The organism is Lysinibacillus sp. IITD104 (genome assembly GCF_036698265.2).
GTDB lineage: Bacteria > Bacillota > Bacilli > Bacillales_A > Planococcaceae > Lysinibacillus > Lysinibacillus boronitolerans.
Genome location: NZ_JBAHYH020000001.1, coordinates 613,639 through 630,210 on the forward strand (window position 1 = coordinate 613,639; position 16,572 = coordinate 630,210).

12 protein-coding genes, 1 pseudogene and 1 riboswitch are annotated in these 16,572 nt (G+C 37.7%); of the genes and pseudogenes, 10 read left to right on the plus strand and 3 right to left on the minus strand.

Annotated features, from left to right (window positions below; genetic code table 11):
• Window positions 1–566: 566 nt before the first annotated feature.
• The 9 genes and pseudogenes from V1L66_RS03150 to V1L66_RS03190 all read left to right on the plus strand — a co-directional run.
• Window positions 567–1,004 (plus strand): annotated as a pseudogene (locus tag V1L66_RS03150) (protoglobin domain-containing protein); the annotation flags it as partial.
• A 33-nt stretch (window positions 1,005–1,037) separates the two neighbouring features.
• Window positions 1,038–1,775 (plus strand): methyl-accepting chemotaxis protein, encoded by a 738-nt coding sequence (locus tag V1L66_RS03155; protein WP_374116313.1) that lies wholly within the window; start codon window positions 1,038–1,040, stop codon window positions 1,773–1,775.
• A gap of 812 nt (window positions 1,776–2,587) precedes the next feature.
• Entirely contained in the window at window positions 2,588–3,982 is a 1,395-nt protein-coding gene (locus V1L66_RS03160) for a protoporphyrinogen oxidase (RefSeq protein ID WP_333005902.1), read from the plus strand.
• Window positions 3,983–4,081: 99 nt separating this feature from the next.
• A riboswitch (SAM riboswitch) is annotated at window positions 4,082–4,182 on the plus strand.
• A gap of 89 nt (window positions 4,183–4,271) precedes the next feature.
• Window positions 4,272–6,119: a bifunctional homocysteine S-methyltransferase/methylenetetrahydrofolate reductase gene (locus tag V1L66_RS03165; RefSeq protein ID WP_333005903.1), complete on the plus strand. Its 1,848-nt coding sequence runs from the start codon at window positions 4,272–4,274 to the stop codon at window positions 6,117–6,119.
• Window positions 6,112–9,543 (plus strand): methionine synthase, encoded by a 3,432-nt coding sequence (gene metH / locus V1L66_RS03170; protein ID WP_333005904.1) that lies wholly within the window; start codon window positions 6,112–6,114, stop codon window positions 9,541–9,543. The genes V1L66_RS03165 and metH overlap by 8 nt, the downstream gene beginning before the upstream one ends.
• Before the next feature lie 92 nt (window positions 9,544–9,635).
• On the plus strand, window positions 9,636–10,136 hold the full coding sequence (locus tag V1L66_RS03175; RefSeq protein ID WP_016993695.1) for a GNAT family N-acetyltransferase: 501 nt from the start codon (window positions 9,636–9,638) through the stop codon (window positions 10,134–10,136).
• 108 nt (window positions 10,137–10,244) lie between these two features.
• Entirely contained in the window at window positions 10,245–11,276 is a 1,032-nt protein-coding gene (locus tag V1L66_RS03180) for a fatty acid desaturase (protein ID WP_333005905.1), read from the plus strand.
• A gap of 328 nt (window positions 11,277–11,604) precedes the next feature.
• Entirely contained in the window at window positions 11,605–12,555 is a 951-nt protein-coding gene (locus V1L66_RS03185; RefSeq protein ID WP_258859689.1) for a sensor histidine kinase, read from the plus strand.
• A 16-nt stretch (window positions 12,556–12,571) separates the two neighbouring features.
• Window positions 12,572–13,183: a response regulator transcription factor gene (locus V1L66_RS03190; RefSeq protein WP_016993691.1), complete on the plus strand. Its 612-nt coding sequence runs from the start codon at window positions 12,572–12,574 to the stop codon at window positions 13,181–13,183.
• A gap of 42 nt (window positions 13,184–13,225) precedes the next feature.
• Here V1L66_RS03190 and V1L66_RS03195 read toward each other — a convergent pair whose 3' ends face one another.
• The 3 genes from V1L66_RS03195 to V1L66_RS03205 form a co-directional block, all read right to left on the minus strand.
• Window positions 13,226–14,200, minus strand: coding sequence for a proline dehydrogenase family protein (locus tag V1L66_RS03195; RefSeq protein ID WP_036076039.1), 975 nt, complete (start codon window positions 14,198–14,200; stop codon window positions 13,226–13,228).
• A 74-nt stretch (window positions 14,201–14,274) separates the two neighbouring features.
• Window positions 14,275–15,027: an ABC transporter permease gene (locus V1L66_RS03200; RefSeq protein ID WP_333005906.1), complete on the minus strand. Its 753-nt coding sequence runs from the start codon at window positions 15,025–15,027 to the stop codon at window positions 14,275–14,277.
• Window positions 15,024–15,755 (minus strand): ATP-binding cassette domain-containing protein, encoded by a 732-nt coding sequence (locus V1L66_RS03205; RefSeq protein ID WP_036076042.1) that lies wholly within the window; start codon window positions 15,753–15,755, stop codon window positions 15,024–15,026. Before V1L66_RS03205 ends, V1L66_RS03200 begins: the two co-directional genes overlap by 4 nt.
• Window positions 15,756–15,846: 91 nt before the next feature.
• Here V1L66_RS03205 and V1L66_RS03210 point away from each other — a divergent pair, with 91 nt between their 5' ends.
• Entirely contained in the window at window positions 15,847–16,347 is a 501-nt protein-coding gene (locus V1L66_RS03210) for a methylated-DNA--[protein]-cysteine S-methyltransferase (protein WP_312126812.1), read from the plus strand.
• Window positions 16,348–16,572: the final 225 nt, after the last annotated feature.

The window sequence follows — 16,572 nt, forward strand, 5'->3', positions numbered from 1 at the left end:
AGATGATCAATAAAAAAATAGAATAAATATAAAACAAGTAAGCATAATAAACAAAAAAATGGTTAAAAAAGCTACCCAATAATATTGTGGTAGCTTTTTTATTGATTATTACGCTTTATTTAACAACAAGGACTTTTTATACATTTTATGTAAAATAATGGTATATGTAAGATTGACAGTCATTTATAAAATGATTAATGTATATGAGTGATTTTGAAAAGAAGCATACGTAAATAATTTACTGTTAGTCATGTAGTGACTATATCTGTTTGTTGAGAGCATATGACCTTATGATAATTGAGCAAAGGGATACGCACATACTTTTGGAGGAAGTACGTCATACGGAATGCACTATCTGTTGCGACCATTAAATCTGGTCAATCTGATTTTATCGGTATTTTTTCGTGTATCCATCAATATGTTAAAAGGATTTGATGTTTCTCAGCCTGATGAAAGTAAACGGAATGAAAGAGGGAAGATGTGTGATTTTTCAAAAACAGAGAAAGACGAAGGTATTGGATTTACAGCAATACACAGTGAAAATGGATTTGTCCTCTCGTCAATCAATGGCGAAGCAAATTGAAATGCTGAACTTAACGAAGAAAGACTTACAATATTTAAAAGCTTTCCAGCCAATAGTTATGGACAATGTAGATCACATCGTAAACCGTTTTTACAACATGATAGGAACAGAGCATCATTTGATAGATATTATCAGTCATCATAGTTCTGTAGAAAAGCTTAAAATAACATTACGGCAGCATATTATTGAAATGTTTAACGGAACCATTGATGAGTTGTATTATCAAAGGCGTGTGAAAATTGCAAAGGTGCATGTCCACATTGGGCTTAGAACACAGTGGTATATCTGTGCATTCCAAGATTTATCAATGTCATTTATTGATTTGGTCGAAAAAAATATAGAATTCCCACAAGATCAATTTAATACGATCAGAGCTATATCGAAAATTTGTAATTTTGAGCAACAACTCGTTTTAGAAGCTTTTGAAAACACTGTCGAACAACTGAAGGAAAAAATGGTGCATGAGAAAGAAGTTATTGAACGACAGATTGTAGACTCTTCAGAAGCTCTTGCAACAATTTCGCAGGAAACAAATAATTCATTTTGCTGCTTAAGCAAGCAATCTGACGAAATTAAACATTTGGCCAAAAAGTCACTCGATGTATCTACATTAGCTGAAAATCAAGCACTAGAGGGTCGCGAACGTTTAAAAAATCAATCACAAAATATGCTCAATATTATTAATTCTCTTCACGATATAGAGGAAAATATTGAACAATTATCAGGGATGTCTAAGGAAATGGAAACAATCATGAGTGTTGTGACCAATATTGCGAATCAAACGAATCTATTGGCTTTGAATGCTGCAATTGAAGCAGCGCGTGCTGGTGAAGCGGGGAAGGGCTTTAGTGTAGTGGCTGATGAAGTGCGTAAATTATCGATTCAGACAAAAGAATCAGTTACAGCGGTTGCTTTGTTATTGAAAAAAACGGGTGAACGAACAGAAAAATTAGAGCATTCTTTGACAAATATTCAAGATGAAGTTGCAGCAGGTGAGGAAAATATGTTACAAACGGAAGGCCAATTTACGAATATTTTGGGAGCTATGACAGAAGCAAAAGAACAAAATGATTGTATGGCAACGAAAATACAAGCAATTGTAGGCATATTAAGTGAATTAGGCACTTCATTTACTGATGTAACGAATTCAGCAGAAAAATTAGCGAGCTTTGCGCAAAATTTAAAAGGATAGACTACTAACATTTACATCTATTTGTTCTATTTTTAGACGGAATAAACACTATAGTACCTATTAAAATGTTTGTTGTATAAATATTGCAATAGAGGATGGATCTTTTAGAGATTCAGAAAGCGAGAGCTATTTCACTGATGAAATAGCTCTACATGTTGTTGAAAAAAGATGATGTCAACGGCAGAAAAGGCAACTTTGCAGGGTGAGGGGTTGATTTCCGTTCCGCCAGCGTCCTTTCTAGGGGGCGTCCGAGGAGCCGCTTCACTCACTTCCGTTCGTTCCAGGGTCTCCTCTGTGACGCTAAATCCCCTAGGAGTGACGCTGGCTCCACTCCAATCAACCATTCTGCAAAGTGTCTTTACTTTTTTTTCATAGTAGCATAGCGATCAAATCGCCCATTATCTGTATTCTTAGCGGGGATAAGCTCTTATTTTCAGTGTGGAGAAGTGATGCGTGACAACACCTCTTCATAAAGAGTAGTGAGCACCTTCACTTTATTTGAAAACCTTTGCTAAAAAGTTAGTGGGTTGAAGTGGAGGGCTACTTGACTCCCGTGGGATAGCGAGACAGGCGAAGCCCTGCACGGAGCGGTAGCGGAGGAAGCGATTCGGCGCTCGCCCACAGGAAAGCAAGTAGCCTGCAACGGAAATCCATTTCTACCTTTCAATTGACTGTTTTGTTTTTCAACACTAAGGAGGGCTATTTCGCTGATGAAATAGCTCTATTTTTGCTAAATTTGTAAAGGGTTTAACGTAATTTTCAATGAAAAAAAGATTATACTGTAGAAAGAACGAATAATAGGGGCGGTTACTATGAAAACAGTTGTTGTTTTAGGCGGCGGTATTACAGGACTATGTACAATGCATTATTTGCAACGTCAAGTGAAGGAACATAATTTAGATGTTCGTCTAGTACTTATAGAAAAAAATACATATTTAGGAGGCAAATTATATTCGGCACATGAACAAGGTTTCATCATGGAAACAGGTGCTGATTCTATTGTAGCGCGTCACCAAGGTGTTATGGAACTTGTACAGGAGCTTGATTTTGAAGCGGAACTAGTCTACAACGAAACAGGTATTTCTTATATTTATACGAATAATGAGTTACACGCTATTCCAGCAGATTCAACTTTTGGAATACCGATGAGTTTGACATCCTTAGAGGAAAGTACACTCATTTCCGAGCAAGGGAAAAAAGAAGCGTTGAAGGATTTAACATTACCTAACGATCGCTTCACAAAGGAAAGTTCAATCGGTGAATTTTTAACTTACTATTTAGGAGAGGAACTGGTGAAAAATCAAATTGCACCAGTCCTTGCAGGTGTTTATTCGGGAGATTTACATCAGCTTTCTATTGGCTCTACTTTACCGTATCTGATTGATTATAAGAATGATTATGGAAGTATTATTAGAGGCTTTGATGCGAATCGTGAGCAATTTGTTAAAGCAGCGAACAAAAAATTTATATCCTTTAAAAATGGTTTATCTTCTTTAATTGATCGACTTGAACAAACATTATCCGATGTAGAAATCATCAAGGGCGTTACTACTCTAAATGTTAAAAAACAAGATAAGAACTATACAATTTCCTTAGCCAATGGTGAAATTATTGAGTCAGAATATGTCGTTTTAGCATTACCAAACGATACTGTCCAAAATCTACTACAGGATGAATCTTTAAATCGCTATTTTGACCAATTTACGACAGCGTCAGCGATTACTATTTATTTAGGTTTTGATGTGCCGGACTCTAGATTACCAGCAGATGGAACGGGCTATATTGTTTCCCATAATTCAGACGTTACTTGTAATGCAGCTACTTGGACTAGTCGCAAATGGAAGCATACATCGAAAGAAAATAAATTACTTTTGCGACTCTTTTATAAGAGCATCAATCCAGCCTATGAGCAACTACGTGCCATGACGGATGAAGAATTGGCAGCAGTTGCTTTAGAAGATGTGAGAAAGAGCCTAGGAATAGAAGAACAGCCAACCGTTGTAAATGTAACAAAATGGATTGATCAAATGCCTAAATATGATCTAGCGCATCGTGAAGCATTACAAGGGTTACTACATGAATTACATGAAAAATATCCAAATTTATCCATTGCTGGGTGCTCATATTTTGGCGTAGGTATTGGTGCTTGCATTCAAAATGGGAAAAAAATTGGTGAAGAGCTTGCAAAGGAACTTGCCAATTTCTAAGGTTTTAAGTGGAAAAAAACTTTCTTATGTGAAATAGTCTTGACTCATTCGTCAGTAAACGATATGATTCTTTTAATTATTTAAAAAATTCATACTTAATTCTTATCAAGAGAAGCAGAGGGACTGGCCCATTGAAGCTTCAGCAACCAACTTTATTGTCAGGTGCTAAATCCAGAAGACCGTTGAGTCGAAGATGAGAAGGAACAACAATGATGAATCGTTAAAGCCTTCTTTTTTTATGAAAGAGGGCTTTTTATTATATAGAGACATAGGAAGAGAGGCTAGTTTTATGGGATTGCTTGAAAAGTTAAAAACGCATGTATTGACAGCGGACGGTGCAATAGGCACAGTGCTATATGGCTATGGATTGGAGTATTGCCATGAGGAAATGAATGTTCAGAGACCCGAGTTAATTGAGAAGATTCATAGAGAATATATTGCGGCTGGTGCTGACATCATTCAAACGAATACGTACGGTGCAAATGCCATCAAATTAGCTCGCTATGGATTAGAATCACGTGTCCAACAGTTTAATGAAGCAGCTATTACCATTGCAAAACGAGCAGCGGCAGATGGCGGTCAATTTGTCTTAGGAACAATTGGAGGTATTCGGGGAATTCGTAAAAGTGATGCAACCTTGGATGAAATATTAGCGACTATTGAAGAACAAGCAAGTGTCTTACTGGCAGGGAATCCAGATGGTCTTTTACTCGAAACCTATTATGATTTTGAAGAATTATCAGCAACCTTAAAGATGCTACGAGAAAAAACAAATTTGCCAATTATTGCACAAGTTTCTATGCATGAGCCTGGTGTTTTACAAAATGGGATGTCTTTAAATAATGCTCTCCATGAGCTTGAAGCCCTCGGTGCAGATATTGTTGGCGTCAATTGTCGACTAGGTCCTCACCATACAATTCTAGCATTTGAAGGTGTAGAACTTCCTAATAAGGCATTCATGTCTGCCTATCCGAATGCGTCACTTCTTGACTTAGAGGATGGACGTGTCGTTTATGAGTCAGAAGCTGATTATTTTGGTCGAGCAGCTGTTGAATTACGTGACCAAGGTGTACGTTTAATCGGGGGCTGCTGTGGTACTACACCCAAACATATTGCAGCAGCAAAGAAGTATTTAGAAGAGTTATCACCGGTTCAGGAGAAGCATGCGAAACCTGAAAAGATTGAGATTGTACGTGAAGCGGAGCCACCAAAGTATGAGCCTCTTCATGAAAAAGTAAAACGTGAACGCTCTGTCATAGTAGAGTTGGATACGCCTAGACATTTAGAGATTGATGGATTCCTTGAAGGAGCAAAGCAATTGTATGATGCAGGTGCAGATGTAGTCATGATGGCAGACAATTCACTGGCCTCACCACGGATTAGCAATATTGCAATGGGAGCATTGTTGAAGAGTACACATGGTGTACGCCCACTAACACATATTACATGTCGAGACCGTAACTTAATTGGTCTTCAATCGCATTTAATGGGTCTAAATGCTTTAGGTATTCATGATGTGTTGGCTGTTACGGGTGATCCAACGAAAGTGGGAGACTTCCCAGGTGCGACAAGTGTTTATGATGTATCTTCGATGGAGCTGATCCAATTAATTAAGCAGTTAAATGAAGGGGTTTCCTTCTCAGGTAAACCACTTCGTAAAAAAGCAAATTTTTCAGTTGCTGCTGCATTTAATCCAAACGTCCGTGTGTTAGAACGTGCTGTGACACGTTTAGAGAAGAAAATTGAGCATGGGGCAGACTACTTCATTTCTCAACCAGTGTATACGAAAGAAAAAATTGTAGAAATTTATGAGGCAACAAAGCATTTACAAGCTCCTATTTACATCGGCATTATGCCTGTTACGAGTTATAAAAGTGCTGAATTTTTACATCATGAAGTGCCAGGTATCAAATTATCCGAAGATGCCTTGGCAAGAATGAAAGTATGTGGAGAAGACAAGGAACGAGCGAAATTGGAAGGAATTGCCATTGCTAAAGAATTAGTTGAAGTGGCTGCGCAATACTTCAATGGTATATACCTTATTACACCATTTTTACGTTACGATGTGACACTAGAGTTGATGAAATATATAGAGCAATTGGATGAACAGAAAAAAGGAGTAAGTATACATGGCTAAGCACTCGATTGAAGAGCAACTAGAGAAACGTATTTTAATTCTTGATGGCGCAATGGGAACAATGCTACAAAACGAAAATTTATCAGCAGAAGATTTTGGTGGTGAGGAGCTAGATGGCTGTAATGAAAATCTTGTGCTTACTAGACCAGATGTCATTGAAAAAATTCATCATAAATACTTAGAGGCAGGCGCAGATATTATTTGTACTAATACATTTGGTGGGACGCCTCTAGTGTTAAATGAATATGATCTTGGCGCAAAAGCCGAAGAAATTAACAAGCGTGCAGTGGAAATTGCTCGTCAAGCAGTGGATCGTTATTCAACATCGGATTGGCCACGTTTTGTTGCAGGGGCTATGGGGCCAACAACAAAAACGTTATCAGTAACTGGTGGTATTACATTTGATGAGCTAGAGGAAAATTTCTATGTACAGGCAAAGGCATTAATTGAGGCAGGAGCCGACGTTCTGTTATTAGAAACAAGTCAGGATATGCTCAATGTCAAAGCAGGCACACTTGGCGTAAAGCGTGCTTTTGCATCAACGGGAAAAGAACTACCCGTCATGATTTCAGGAACAATAGAGCCGATGGGTACAACGCTTGCAGGGCAAACGATCGATGCCTTTTATATTTCGATCGAGCATATTAAACCATTATCTGTTGGCCTAAACTGTGCGACAGGACCTGAGTTTATGACGGATCACATTCGTTCATTAGCAGAGCTTTCAACAGGCTATATTAGCTGTTACCCGAATGCTGGCTTACCAGATGAAGAAGGGTGTTATCATGAATCCCCAGAATCGCTATCACAAAAATTAAAAGGTTTTGCAGAAAAGGGTTGGCTTAATATTGTAGGTGGATGTTGTGGGACGACACCCGCTCATATTGCAGCCATTCGTGAGGTCTTAAAAGATGAAAAACCTCGTCGAGTTCCAGAAAAAACACATGGTCATGCGGTATCAGGAATCGAACCGTTATTGTATGACGATTCTATGCGTCCGTTATTTATTGGGGAGAGAACAAATGTTATCGGCTCTCGTAAATTTAAGAATTTAATCATTGATGGAAAGTTTGAGGAGGCCGCAGAGATTGCACGTGCTCAAGTTAAAAATGGTGCACATGTTATCGATATTTGTTTAGCCAACCCTGATCGTGATGAATTAGCCGATATACGTGGATTTATGCAGGAGGTTGTAAAAAAGGTTAAGGTGCCTCTTGTGATTGACTCAACTGATGAAAAAGTAATTGAGGAAGCATTAAAGTTTTCCCAAGGGAAAGCCATCATTAACTCTATTAATCTAGAGGATGGTGAAGAACGATTTGATGCAGTATTACCACTTGTGAAAAAATATGGTGCATCATTAGTTGTTGGAACGATAGATGAAAAGGGAATGGCGGTTGACCGTCATCGAAAGCTTGAAATTGCCGAACGCTCCTATCAACTTTTAACGGAGAAATGGGGAATTGCACCAGAGGATATCATTTTCGACCCATTAATGTTCCCTGTAGGAACGGGTGATGAGCAGTATATTGGTTCAGCTTTGGAAACGATTGAAGGCATTCGACTCATCAAAGAAAAATTGCCGCAGACATTGACGGTACTTGGCGTAAGTAATATTTCATTTGGCTTACCACCAGTTGGCCGTGAAGTACTGAATGCTGTCTATCTCTATCATTGTACACAGGCAGGCTTAGATTATGCCATTGTTAATACAGAGAAATTGGAGCGTTACGCATCCATACCGGAAGAGGAAATTAAACTCGCAAATGACCTGCTCTTTAATACAAATGATGAAACATTAGCAGTGTTTACAGATTTTTATCGTGATAAAAAGAAGGAAAAAACGGAAGCCGATATTCCAAAAACGGTTGAAGGTCGTTTAGCTTACTATATATTAGAAGGTACAAAAGAAGGGCTAATTGAGGATTTAGATGCTGCACGGGAAATCTTCGAGGCGCCGCTTGATATAATTAATGGTCCTTTAATGGAGGGCATGGCTGAGGTAGGTCGATTATTTAATGATAATCAACTCATTGTAGCAGAGGTTTTACAATCAGCAGGTGTGATGAAGGCCGCTGTTGCTCATTTAGAGCAATTCATGGAGAAGGATGAAGAGAGTGCTGGAAAAGGGAAAATGGTCCTTGCTACGGTAAAAGGTGATGTTCACGATATTGGGAAAAACCTTGTTGATATTATATTAAGTAATAATGGCTATAAGGTTGTCGATTTGGGCATTAAAGTAACTCCTGCTCAATTGATTGAAGCGATTCGTAAGGAAAAACCAGATTTTATTGGGCTATCTGGTTTACTCGTGAAATCAGCGCAACAGATGGTTATTACTGCTCAGGATTTTAAAGAGGCGGGGATTGATGTACCTATTTTAGTTGGTGGGGCTGCACTTTCTCGTCGTTTTACTGAAACAAAAATTGCAGATGAATATGGCGGTCCTGTTATTTATGCAAAGGATGCTATGCAAGGCTTAGAGCAAGCGAATTTATTAATGGGTGAAGGGACTCGTGAAAAATTCTTAGCAGAAATTGAAGAATCCCGTCAAAAACGTTTAGAGGCCGATGAAAAACGAGCTGCTCGTCCTGCAAAAGAGGTAACAATAAAGCCTGCACGAACAGTAAAGGGAGCGCCTGTATTTTTACCAGCTGATTTACGACGTCATGTGAAAAAAGACTATTCTGTATCGCATTTATATCCTTATGTTAATATGCGTACTTTATTGGGACACCATTTAGGCTTGAAAGGGCAGGTTCAGCAATTGCTTGATGCGGGTGATTCAAGAGCGACAGAGCTAAAGGATTTAGTAGATGATTATTTGAAAAGTGATCTATTAAAGCCATCAGGTTTGTATCAATTTTTCCCTGCTCAAGCAGATGGTGATGATGTCGTTGTGTATGATCCTGCTGATAGTAAGACGGAAATTGAACGTTTTACCTTCCCTCGTCAGCAGGTTGAACCATTTTTATGTCTTGCAGATTTCTTAAAAACGGTAGAGAGCGGTGAAATGGACTATATTGCGCTTATGGTTGTAACAGCAGGTCAAGGAGTAATGGCTACAGCTCACCAGTTAAAAGAGGATGGGAAATTCCTTGAAAGTCATGCCTTGCAATCGACTGCTTTAGAATTAGCAGAGGGCTTTGCTGAACGTATGCATCAGGAAATTCGTGACCAATGGGGCTTCCCTGATGCAACAGATTTCACTATGAGAGATCGTTTTGCTGCAAAATATCAGGGTCAACGCTTTTCATTCGGATATCCTGCATGTCCTAACTTGGAGGATCAAGAAAAACTATTCGGCTTGTTAAAACCTGAGGATATTGGCGTCCATCTTACAGAAGGCTTTATGATGGAGCCAGAAGCATCTGTATCTGCAATCGTTTTTGCTCATCCTGATGCTCGCTACTTCAATGTTTAAGGCATAAAATAAGAGATAGATAGTTCATTTAATGACTATCTATCTCTGTTTCATTGTAGATGATAATGATTTGGTTAAGGGAAGTGAGCAGAATGATACGATTTATGGAAGAGAAAGATATACCTGGGGTTTTGGACATCTATAATGATATTATTTTAACAAGCAAGGCTGTCTATCGATACGATATACAAACTTTAGATGAAAAAGTACAGTGGTTTAAGGAGCAACAAGCATTAGGTAATCCTTTGCTTGTATTTGAGGATAATGGGCTTGTCGCTGGCTTTGCTAGCTATAGTCAATTTCGTCCTTATCCAGGTTATAAATTTACAATGGAGCACTCTGTCTATGTGCATAAAGAGCATTATCAAAAAGGGATTGCGACAAAGCTCATGCACAAGTTGATCGCGATTGCTGAAGAAAATGGTGTGAAAACGCTTGTCGCGGGTATTGATGGAGAAAACATTGGTAGTATTAAAGCACATGAAAAATTAGGCTTTGAATATGCAGGCACAATCAAAAATGCAGGCTATAAATTTGAACAATGGCTAGACCTGGTGTTCTACCAACTTCATTTGACTGGACCCAAATCATAAAAGGATATGACAAATGTCATATCCTTTTTGTGATGTTTGCGTCTGTTACTGACTTGTACTCTTGTTTTATGATGAGCTCATAAGGAAAAGGAAACGAGGGAGTAGAAGATGGCAACAATTAAAGAAAAAACGAAAAAGTTACGTCAAGATGTAGCGCCATTTGCTAAATCGGATACGCGTAAAAGTGTTTTTCAGATTATAAATACAATTGTACCGTTAATTGCATTATGGGTGGCTGGTTACTTGTTAGTGGATGTCTCACCTTGGCTAACAGTTGGCTTAAGTGCTATTTCAGCAGGTTTTGTCGTACGAACTTTTATTATTTTTCACGATTGTACACACGGGTCATTTTTCAAAAGTAAAAAGGCAAACGACTGGGTTGGATTTTTTACTGGGGTGCTAACATCTTTCCCCTACGAAAAATGGAAACGTGAGCATACAATTCACCATGCAACAAGCTCAAACTTAGACAAGCGTGGTATTGGTGATATTGATATGATGACAGTGGAAGAATATATGCAAGCCTCAAAAGGCCAACGTTTATGGTATCGCTTTTATCGTAATCCATTTGTGATGTTTGGTTTAGGACCACTATATATGGTACTTGTTTTAAATCGTTTTAATCGTAAGGATGCGAAGAAGAAGGAACGTCTCAATACAGTTTTGACAAATATTGTCATTGTGGGAATTTGTGCAGCTTTAATTTTCTTCATGGGCTGGCAAGCGTTTTTATTAGTACAAGGCGTTACTTTATTTATTGCAGGTTCTTTAGGCATTTGGTTATTTTACATTCAGCACACGTATGAAGATTCTTACTTTGAGCATGATTCAGAGTGGGATTATGTGAAAGCCGCAGTAGAAGGTAGCTCGTATTATAAATTGCCAAAAATTTTACAATGGGCAACAGGGAATATTGGTTTCCATCATGTCCACCATTTAGCTCCTCGTGTACCTAACTATAATCTTGAAAAGGCACACAATGAAACACCGCCATTACACATGGCAACAACAATTACTTTACGTACGAGTTTAGAATCACTACGTTACAAGTTATATGATGAGGATCAAGGTAAATTTGTGACGTTTAAAGAGGTAAATGAAATTATAAAGCGTAAAGCAAGAGGCAGTATTGCCGCTTAGTTGATAACAGCCATCTCTACAAGAGAGATGGCTGTTTTATGTAAAGGGAAGAGTCTTAGTCAAAGTATGTACAGGCATAAATTTAATTTTCTTGTTATAATAAGGGAAAAGCAGGAAAGAGCGTGAGATTATATTGAGGAAATGGCATAGTATTATTCCGAATAGTCCGATGCTCAGTGTATATTTATGGATAATTTTTTGTTTCCTACCGTTTTTCTTCATTTTTAGGAAATCATCTTATATCGAAATATCGATAGGCATTACGTTTTTAATGCTCTATTTTATCTTCTATCGATTTGCCATGAATTCGAAAAGCGGTTTAGTTTATATGTGGATTAGCTTTGAAATGGTCATAAACATCATTATGACTATATTATATGGCTATGTCTATTTGTCCATTTTCACAGCATTTTTTATTGGGAATATCCGAAGACCCGTCGGCTTTTATATTATGTACGGTCTACATATTGGGTTTACAGTTATTTCAACTGGGGCTGGATTCTTTGTGGAGCTTAACCTATTTTTATCACAATTGCCTTTCGTTGTATTAACTATTTTAGCTGTCGTCCTTTTACCGCTAACGCTTTATTCCAAAAATAAACGTGAAAATTTAGAGGGACAATTAGAAACAGCCAATGAACGTATTGCTGAGTTAATTGTTTTTGAGGAACGACAAAGAATAGCTCGAGATTTGCATGATACATTAGGACAAAAATTGTCCATGATTGGTTTGAAGAGTGATCTAGCTTCTAGGCTGATTGAACGAGATCCCCAGCAAGCCTTGATTGAGATTAAGGATATACGTCAGACAGCTAGTATTGCCTTAAAAGAGGTTCGAGAATTAGTTTCAGATATGCGCACGGCAAAATTCGAAGATGAGTTAATGCGTATTTCACAAATACTAAAGGCGGCTGAAATGGAGTTTGTCTTTGAGGGTGATAAAAATGCATTGCAAGTTCCACCACTTGTAGAGAATGTTCTATCTATGTGCTTAAAAGAGGCGGTTAATAATGTTGTCAAACATAGCGGAGCGTCAAAATGTGAAATTGCTTTCCATCAAAATTTTAAAGAAGTTTACTTAGTCGTACGAGATAACGGACAAGGTATTACGAAAAAACAAGCTTGGAGGACTGGTAATGGTTTGAAGGGAATGCGGGAACGTTTAGAGTTTATTAATGGGTCCTTTAAAATTGAAAGTGTTGAGGGTACCACATTAACGGTAACTATCCCAGTAGCTATTACGCATCAGAATGTCAAAGACAATCTGAAGAACATATAGAAAAGAGGATTGTGACATGATACGAATTGTGATTGCTGAAGATCAGGGGATGCTATTAGGCGCACTTCGCTCTTTACTTAGTATGGAGGAGGATATGGAGGTTGTTGGCTTAGCAAAAAATGGTGAGGAAGCATTGATGCTTGTGGAAGAGCATCAACCTGATATTTGTATTATGGATATTGAAATGCCAGTGAAAACTGGACTAGACGCAGCAGAGGAAATGCATAGTACTGGTTCAGATTGTAAAGTCATTATTTTAACTACATTTGCTAGACCGGGTTATTTCGAACGTGCTAGAAAAGCGAGTGTCAGAGGCTATTTATTAAAGGATAGCCCTATAGAGGAGTTAGTGAGCGCAATCCGTACAATAATGGATGGTAAACGTATTTATGCACCAGAGCTCGTAGATTTTGTCTATGAAGATGATAGTGAAAATCCTTTAACGGAGCGAGAGAGCCAAGTACTGACACTTGTGGCAGAGGGTAAGACGACAAAGGAAATTGCTGCAGAGCTGTTTTTGTCTGCTGGCACGGTTCGTAACTATATTTCAACGATCTTAGAAAAACTGAACGTTGGCAATCGAATTGAGGCCATTGCACGCTTTAAAGAAAAAGGATGGAATAAATAAAAAGAGAACCTTATCGCATCATAAGCGAAAAGGTTCTCTTTTTTACTTGTTACGTTTAGTTAAACGACCAAGAACGAATGCACCTGCTGCTACTGCAAGAACAGTATTCGTTTTTTTCGTAAATACTTGTTTTGTGACAAGATTAAGGTTTTGAGGACGCTCAGCTAAACGGCGCATGAAATAGCCGTACCAATCTTCACCGAATGGAACGTACACACAGAAGTTATAGCCCTCTTTTGCAAGCTCTTTTTGCATATCTGTACGGAAACCATATAGCATTTGGAATTCAAATTTATCAAGTGGGATATTATGATCAGCTACAAAGCGTTTTACATGTGCAATGATATTGTGATCATGTGTTGCGATTGATGTAAATTTACCGTTTAGTAGGTGATATTCAATCAACTCAATAAAGTTTAAATCAATATCTAATTTGTCTTGATAGGCTACTTCAACTGGCTCTTTATAAGCACCTTTTACGATACGTAAACGGTAGTCCTTGAATTTTTCAATATCATCTTTTGCGCGGTAAAAGTATGATTGGATGACAGTACCAACATTATCAAATGTTTTAGATAGTTCTTCCACCATATCAAAGGAAGTTTGTAGGCGTCCATAGTCTTCCATATCAAAGTTTACAAAGATATCATATGAAGCGGCTTTTTCTACAATTTCATACAGATTGTCATAACAAAAATCAACATCAATATCTAAACCTAATTGAGATGGTTTTAATGAAATATGTGCAGCTACACCATTTTCGTGAATAGCTTCGATCACAGTAAGGATTTTTTCTTTAGCAGCAGTCGCTTCTTCTTTACTTGAAACAAATTCACCTAGGTTATCTACAGTACAAGAAATATTATGTGCATTTAGCTCTTTGATGCTTGCAATTGTTTCTTCGATATTTGTACCAGCTACTACACTTTGTGCTCCTAATTTTAGGCCATATTTCTTTGCAGCACTATTTAATAGTTGGTTCTCAGATAAATGGATGAAAAAATCGCGTAATAACATGGTCATTCTCCTAACTGCATTTTCTTTTTAGTATAACATAAATTTTTTAAACTATATTACATTCAGCCTAACAATTATTTCATTTCAAGTATTTGCATACGTTCATTAAATAACGCAGGATAACTTAAAAAACCAATCATAACACTGGATAATGTTGCAGTTGTTAGGAGAGCAAAGATAATTAAAAGTTGAAATTGGACTGCCTGAATAGGGTCAGCTCCTCCGATAATTTGACCACTCATCATACCTGGTAGCTGTACTAGTCCAATTGTCTTTTGACTCTCGATAGTAGGAATCATACTAGCTTTTATAGCATTAATTAATTGGCGATGAATAGCCTGTTTTGGTGTGCCACCTAGGGATAGTATTAGTTCCATCTGGTCCTTATGGTTAATAATTTCAGCCGTAAAACGATTTAAGAATAAAATGGATAGCACCATTGAATTACCGATTAACATCCCGCTAATGGGAATGATATATTGAGCAGTTGCTGGAACAATATGAAAGCCTAGCAAGACACTTTGTGTAATTATTTCTATTATGACAAGAGTTAGCGCTATTTTCCAGGTTATTCCTCTTATGCCTGCTCCTTTTTTTCGGGCATTTAACGTGGCAACGATAATCATTAATGCTACCATGAGGAAAATATAGCTATAACTATTTGCGTCAAAGACAAATTTTAATATATAGCCAACAGCAAGCAATTGAATGATGGAGCGTAATGTTGCGATGAGCGTATCTTTTTCAAGGTCTAACTTTAATATTTTGGATAAGAGTAACGGAATACAAACAAAAATTAATGTCAGTGATAAGGCAGTATAGGTCATTTGTTTACCCCCTGTACAAACTCGGCAACACGTGGATTTGTTGGTGCATTGAGTAAAGAGCTTTTACCAGTTTCCACGAGCTCCCCATTCATCATAACCCATGTATAGTGACCAATCGTTAATGCTTGTTGTAAATTATGAGTAATCCAAATCATGGTGACATTGTATTTTTTGTTAATGGTGACAATCAATTTTTCAATATCCTGTACGGATTGACGATCCAAGGCTGACGTTATTTCGTCTAATAATAAAATAGAGGATTGATTGATAAGTGTTCGAGCGATGGATACCTTTTGACGTTGTCCGCCTGATAGATCATTTGTAGATTGATGCAAGAAGCTTTCGTTTAACCCAACGTCCTCTAAATATTGAATAGCCTCCCGATCCGAAAGTTTTTGTCCTTGCAGTGTACGGGGAAGTGCAAGATTCTCTAACACTGTACCTGCTATCATAGGAGCTGCCTGTAAAGCAATACCAACATGCCTTCTTAAAGCTGTTGGATCATATGTAGAAATAGGTTGATTATCAACGAGTATATGCCCATTTGATGGTGAAAGAAGGCCATTACATAATTTAAGTAACGTTGTTTTACCTGCGCCAGAGGGGCCAACGAGAGTCGTAATTTGTCCTTTTGGAAATGACCCAGTAATTGACTTTAATATCATTTTGTCATTTACTGAAAAATGAACTTGTTGAAAGTGAATCGCAGGCTCATATAACATATTCATCTATTGAAACTCCTTTGCTTTAGTCAGTAAAATAACTGTAGCATGAAATGATGGAAGATGGTGTTGAAAAAAGAAAGAAGGGAATTTGGAAATGGAAATATTGTATTTCGATACTTTGACATATGCACAAGGTGATATGTATGTTGTGGCTTCAGACGAAGGACTTGTTTATATAGGAACACCAAATGCAGCATTCGATGAAGTGAAGGAGTGGGCTAAAAAACCATTCAAAGGATATTGTTTTGAAGAGAATTCGGAAAAATTACTACCATATAAAGAGCAATTAACAGCCTATTTTAAGAAGGAACTTATTGAATTTGACCTTCCAATCCATGTAAAAGGGACAGCATTTCAATTAGCAGTGTGGGATGCATTAAAAGAATTACCCTATGGGACAACAACAACTTATGGGAATATTGCTCAACGCATTGGTAACCCCAAAGCAGTTAGAGCGGTAGGGACTGCTATAGGAGCGAACCCAATTCTAGCGATTATTCCATGTCATCGCGTCATTGGCAAAAATGGTCAATTAACAGGCTTCAGAAGTGGCTTGGCTATGAAGCAATTTTTACTTGAGCTAGAGCAGGAATAATTTAATTGAAGCGAAGTAATTTATTGTAAATGGTAATTAGTTGCTAAATTAAAGAAACAAAGCGGTTCTAACAAAGATAAGAGCGCTTAGCTGAAAAATGATCGATTCTAGAGATTTGATCACTTTATACCAACTCTCCTACCTTTTCTGTAAATGAACGGTTTCCAATGTAGGAAAGTGCCAAAAGAAATCTGCCCCATTATCCAGAGATAAAGGAGCAGATGT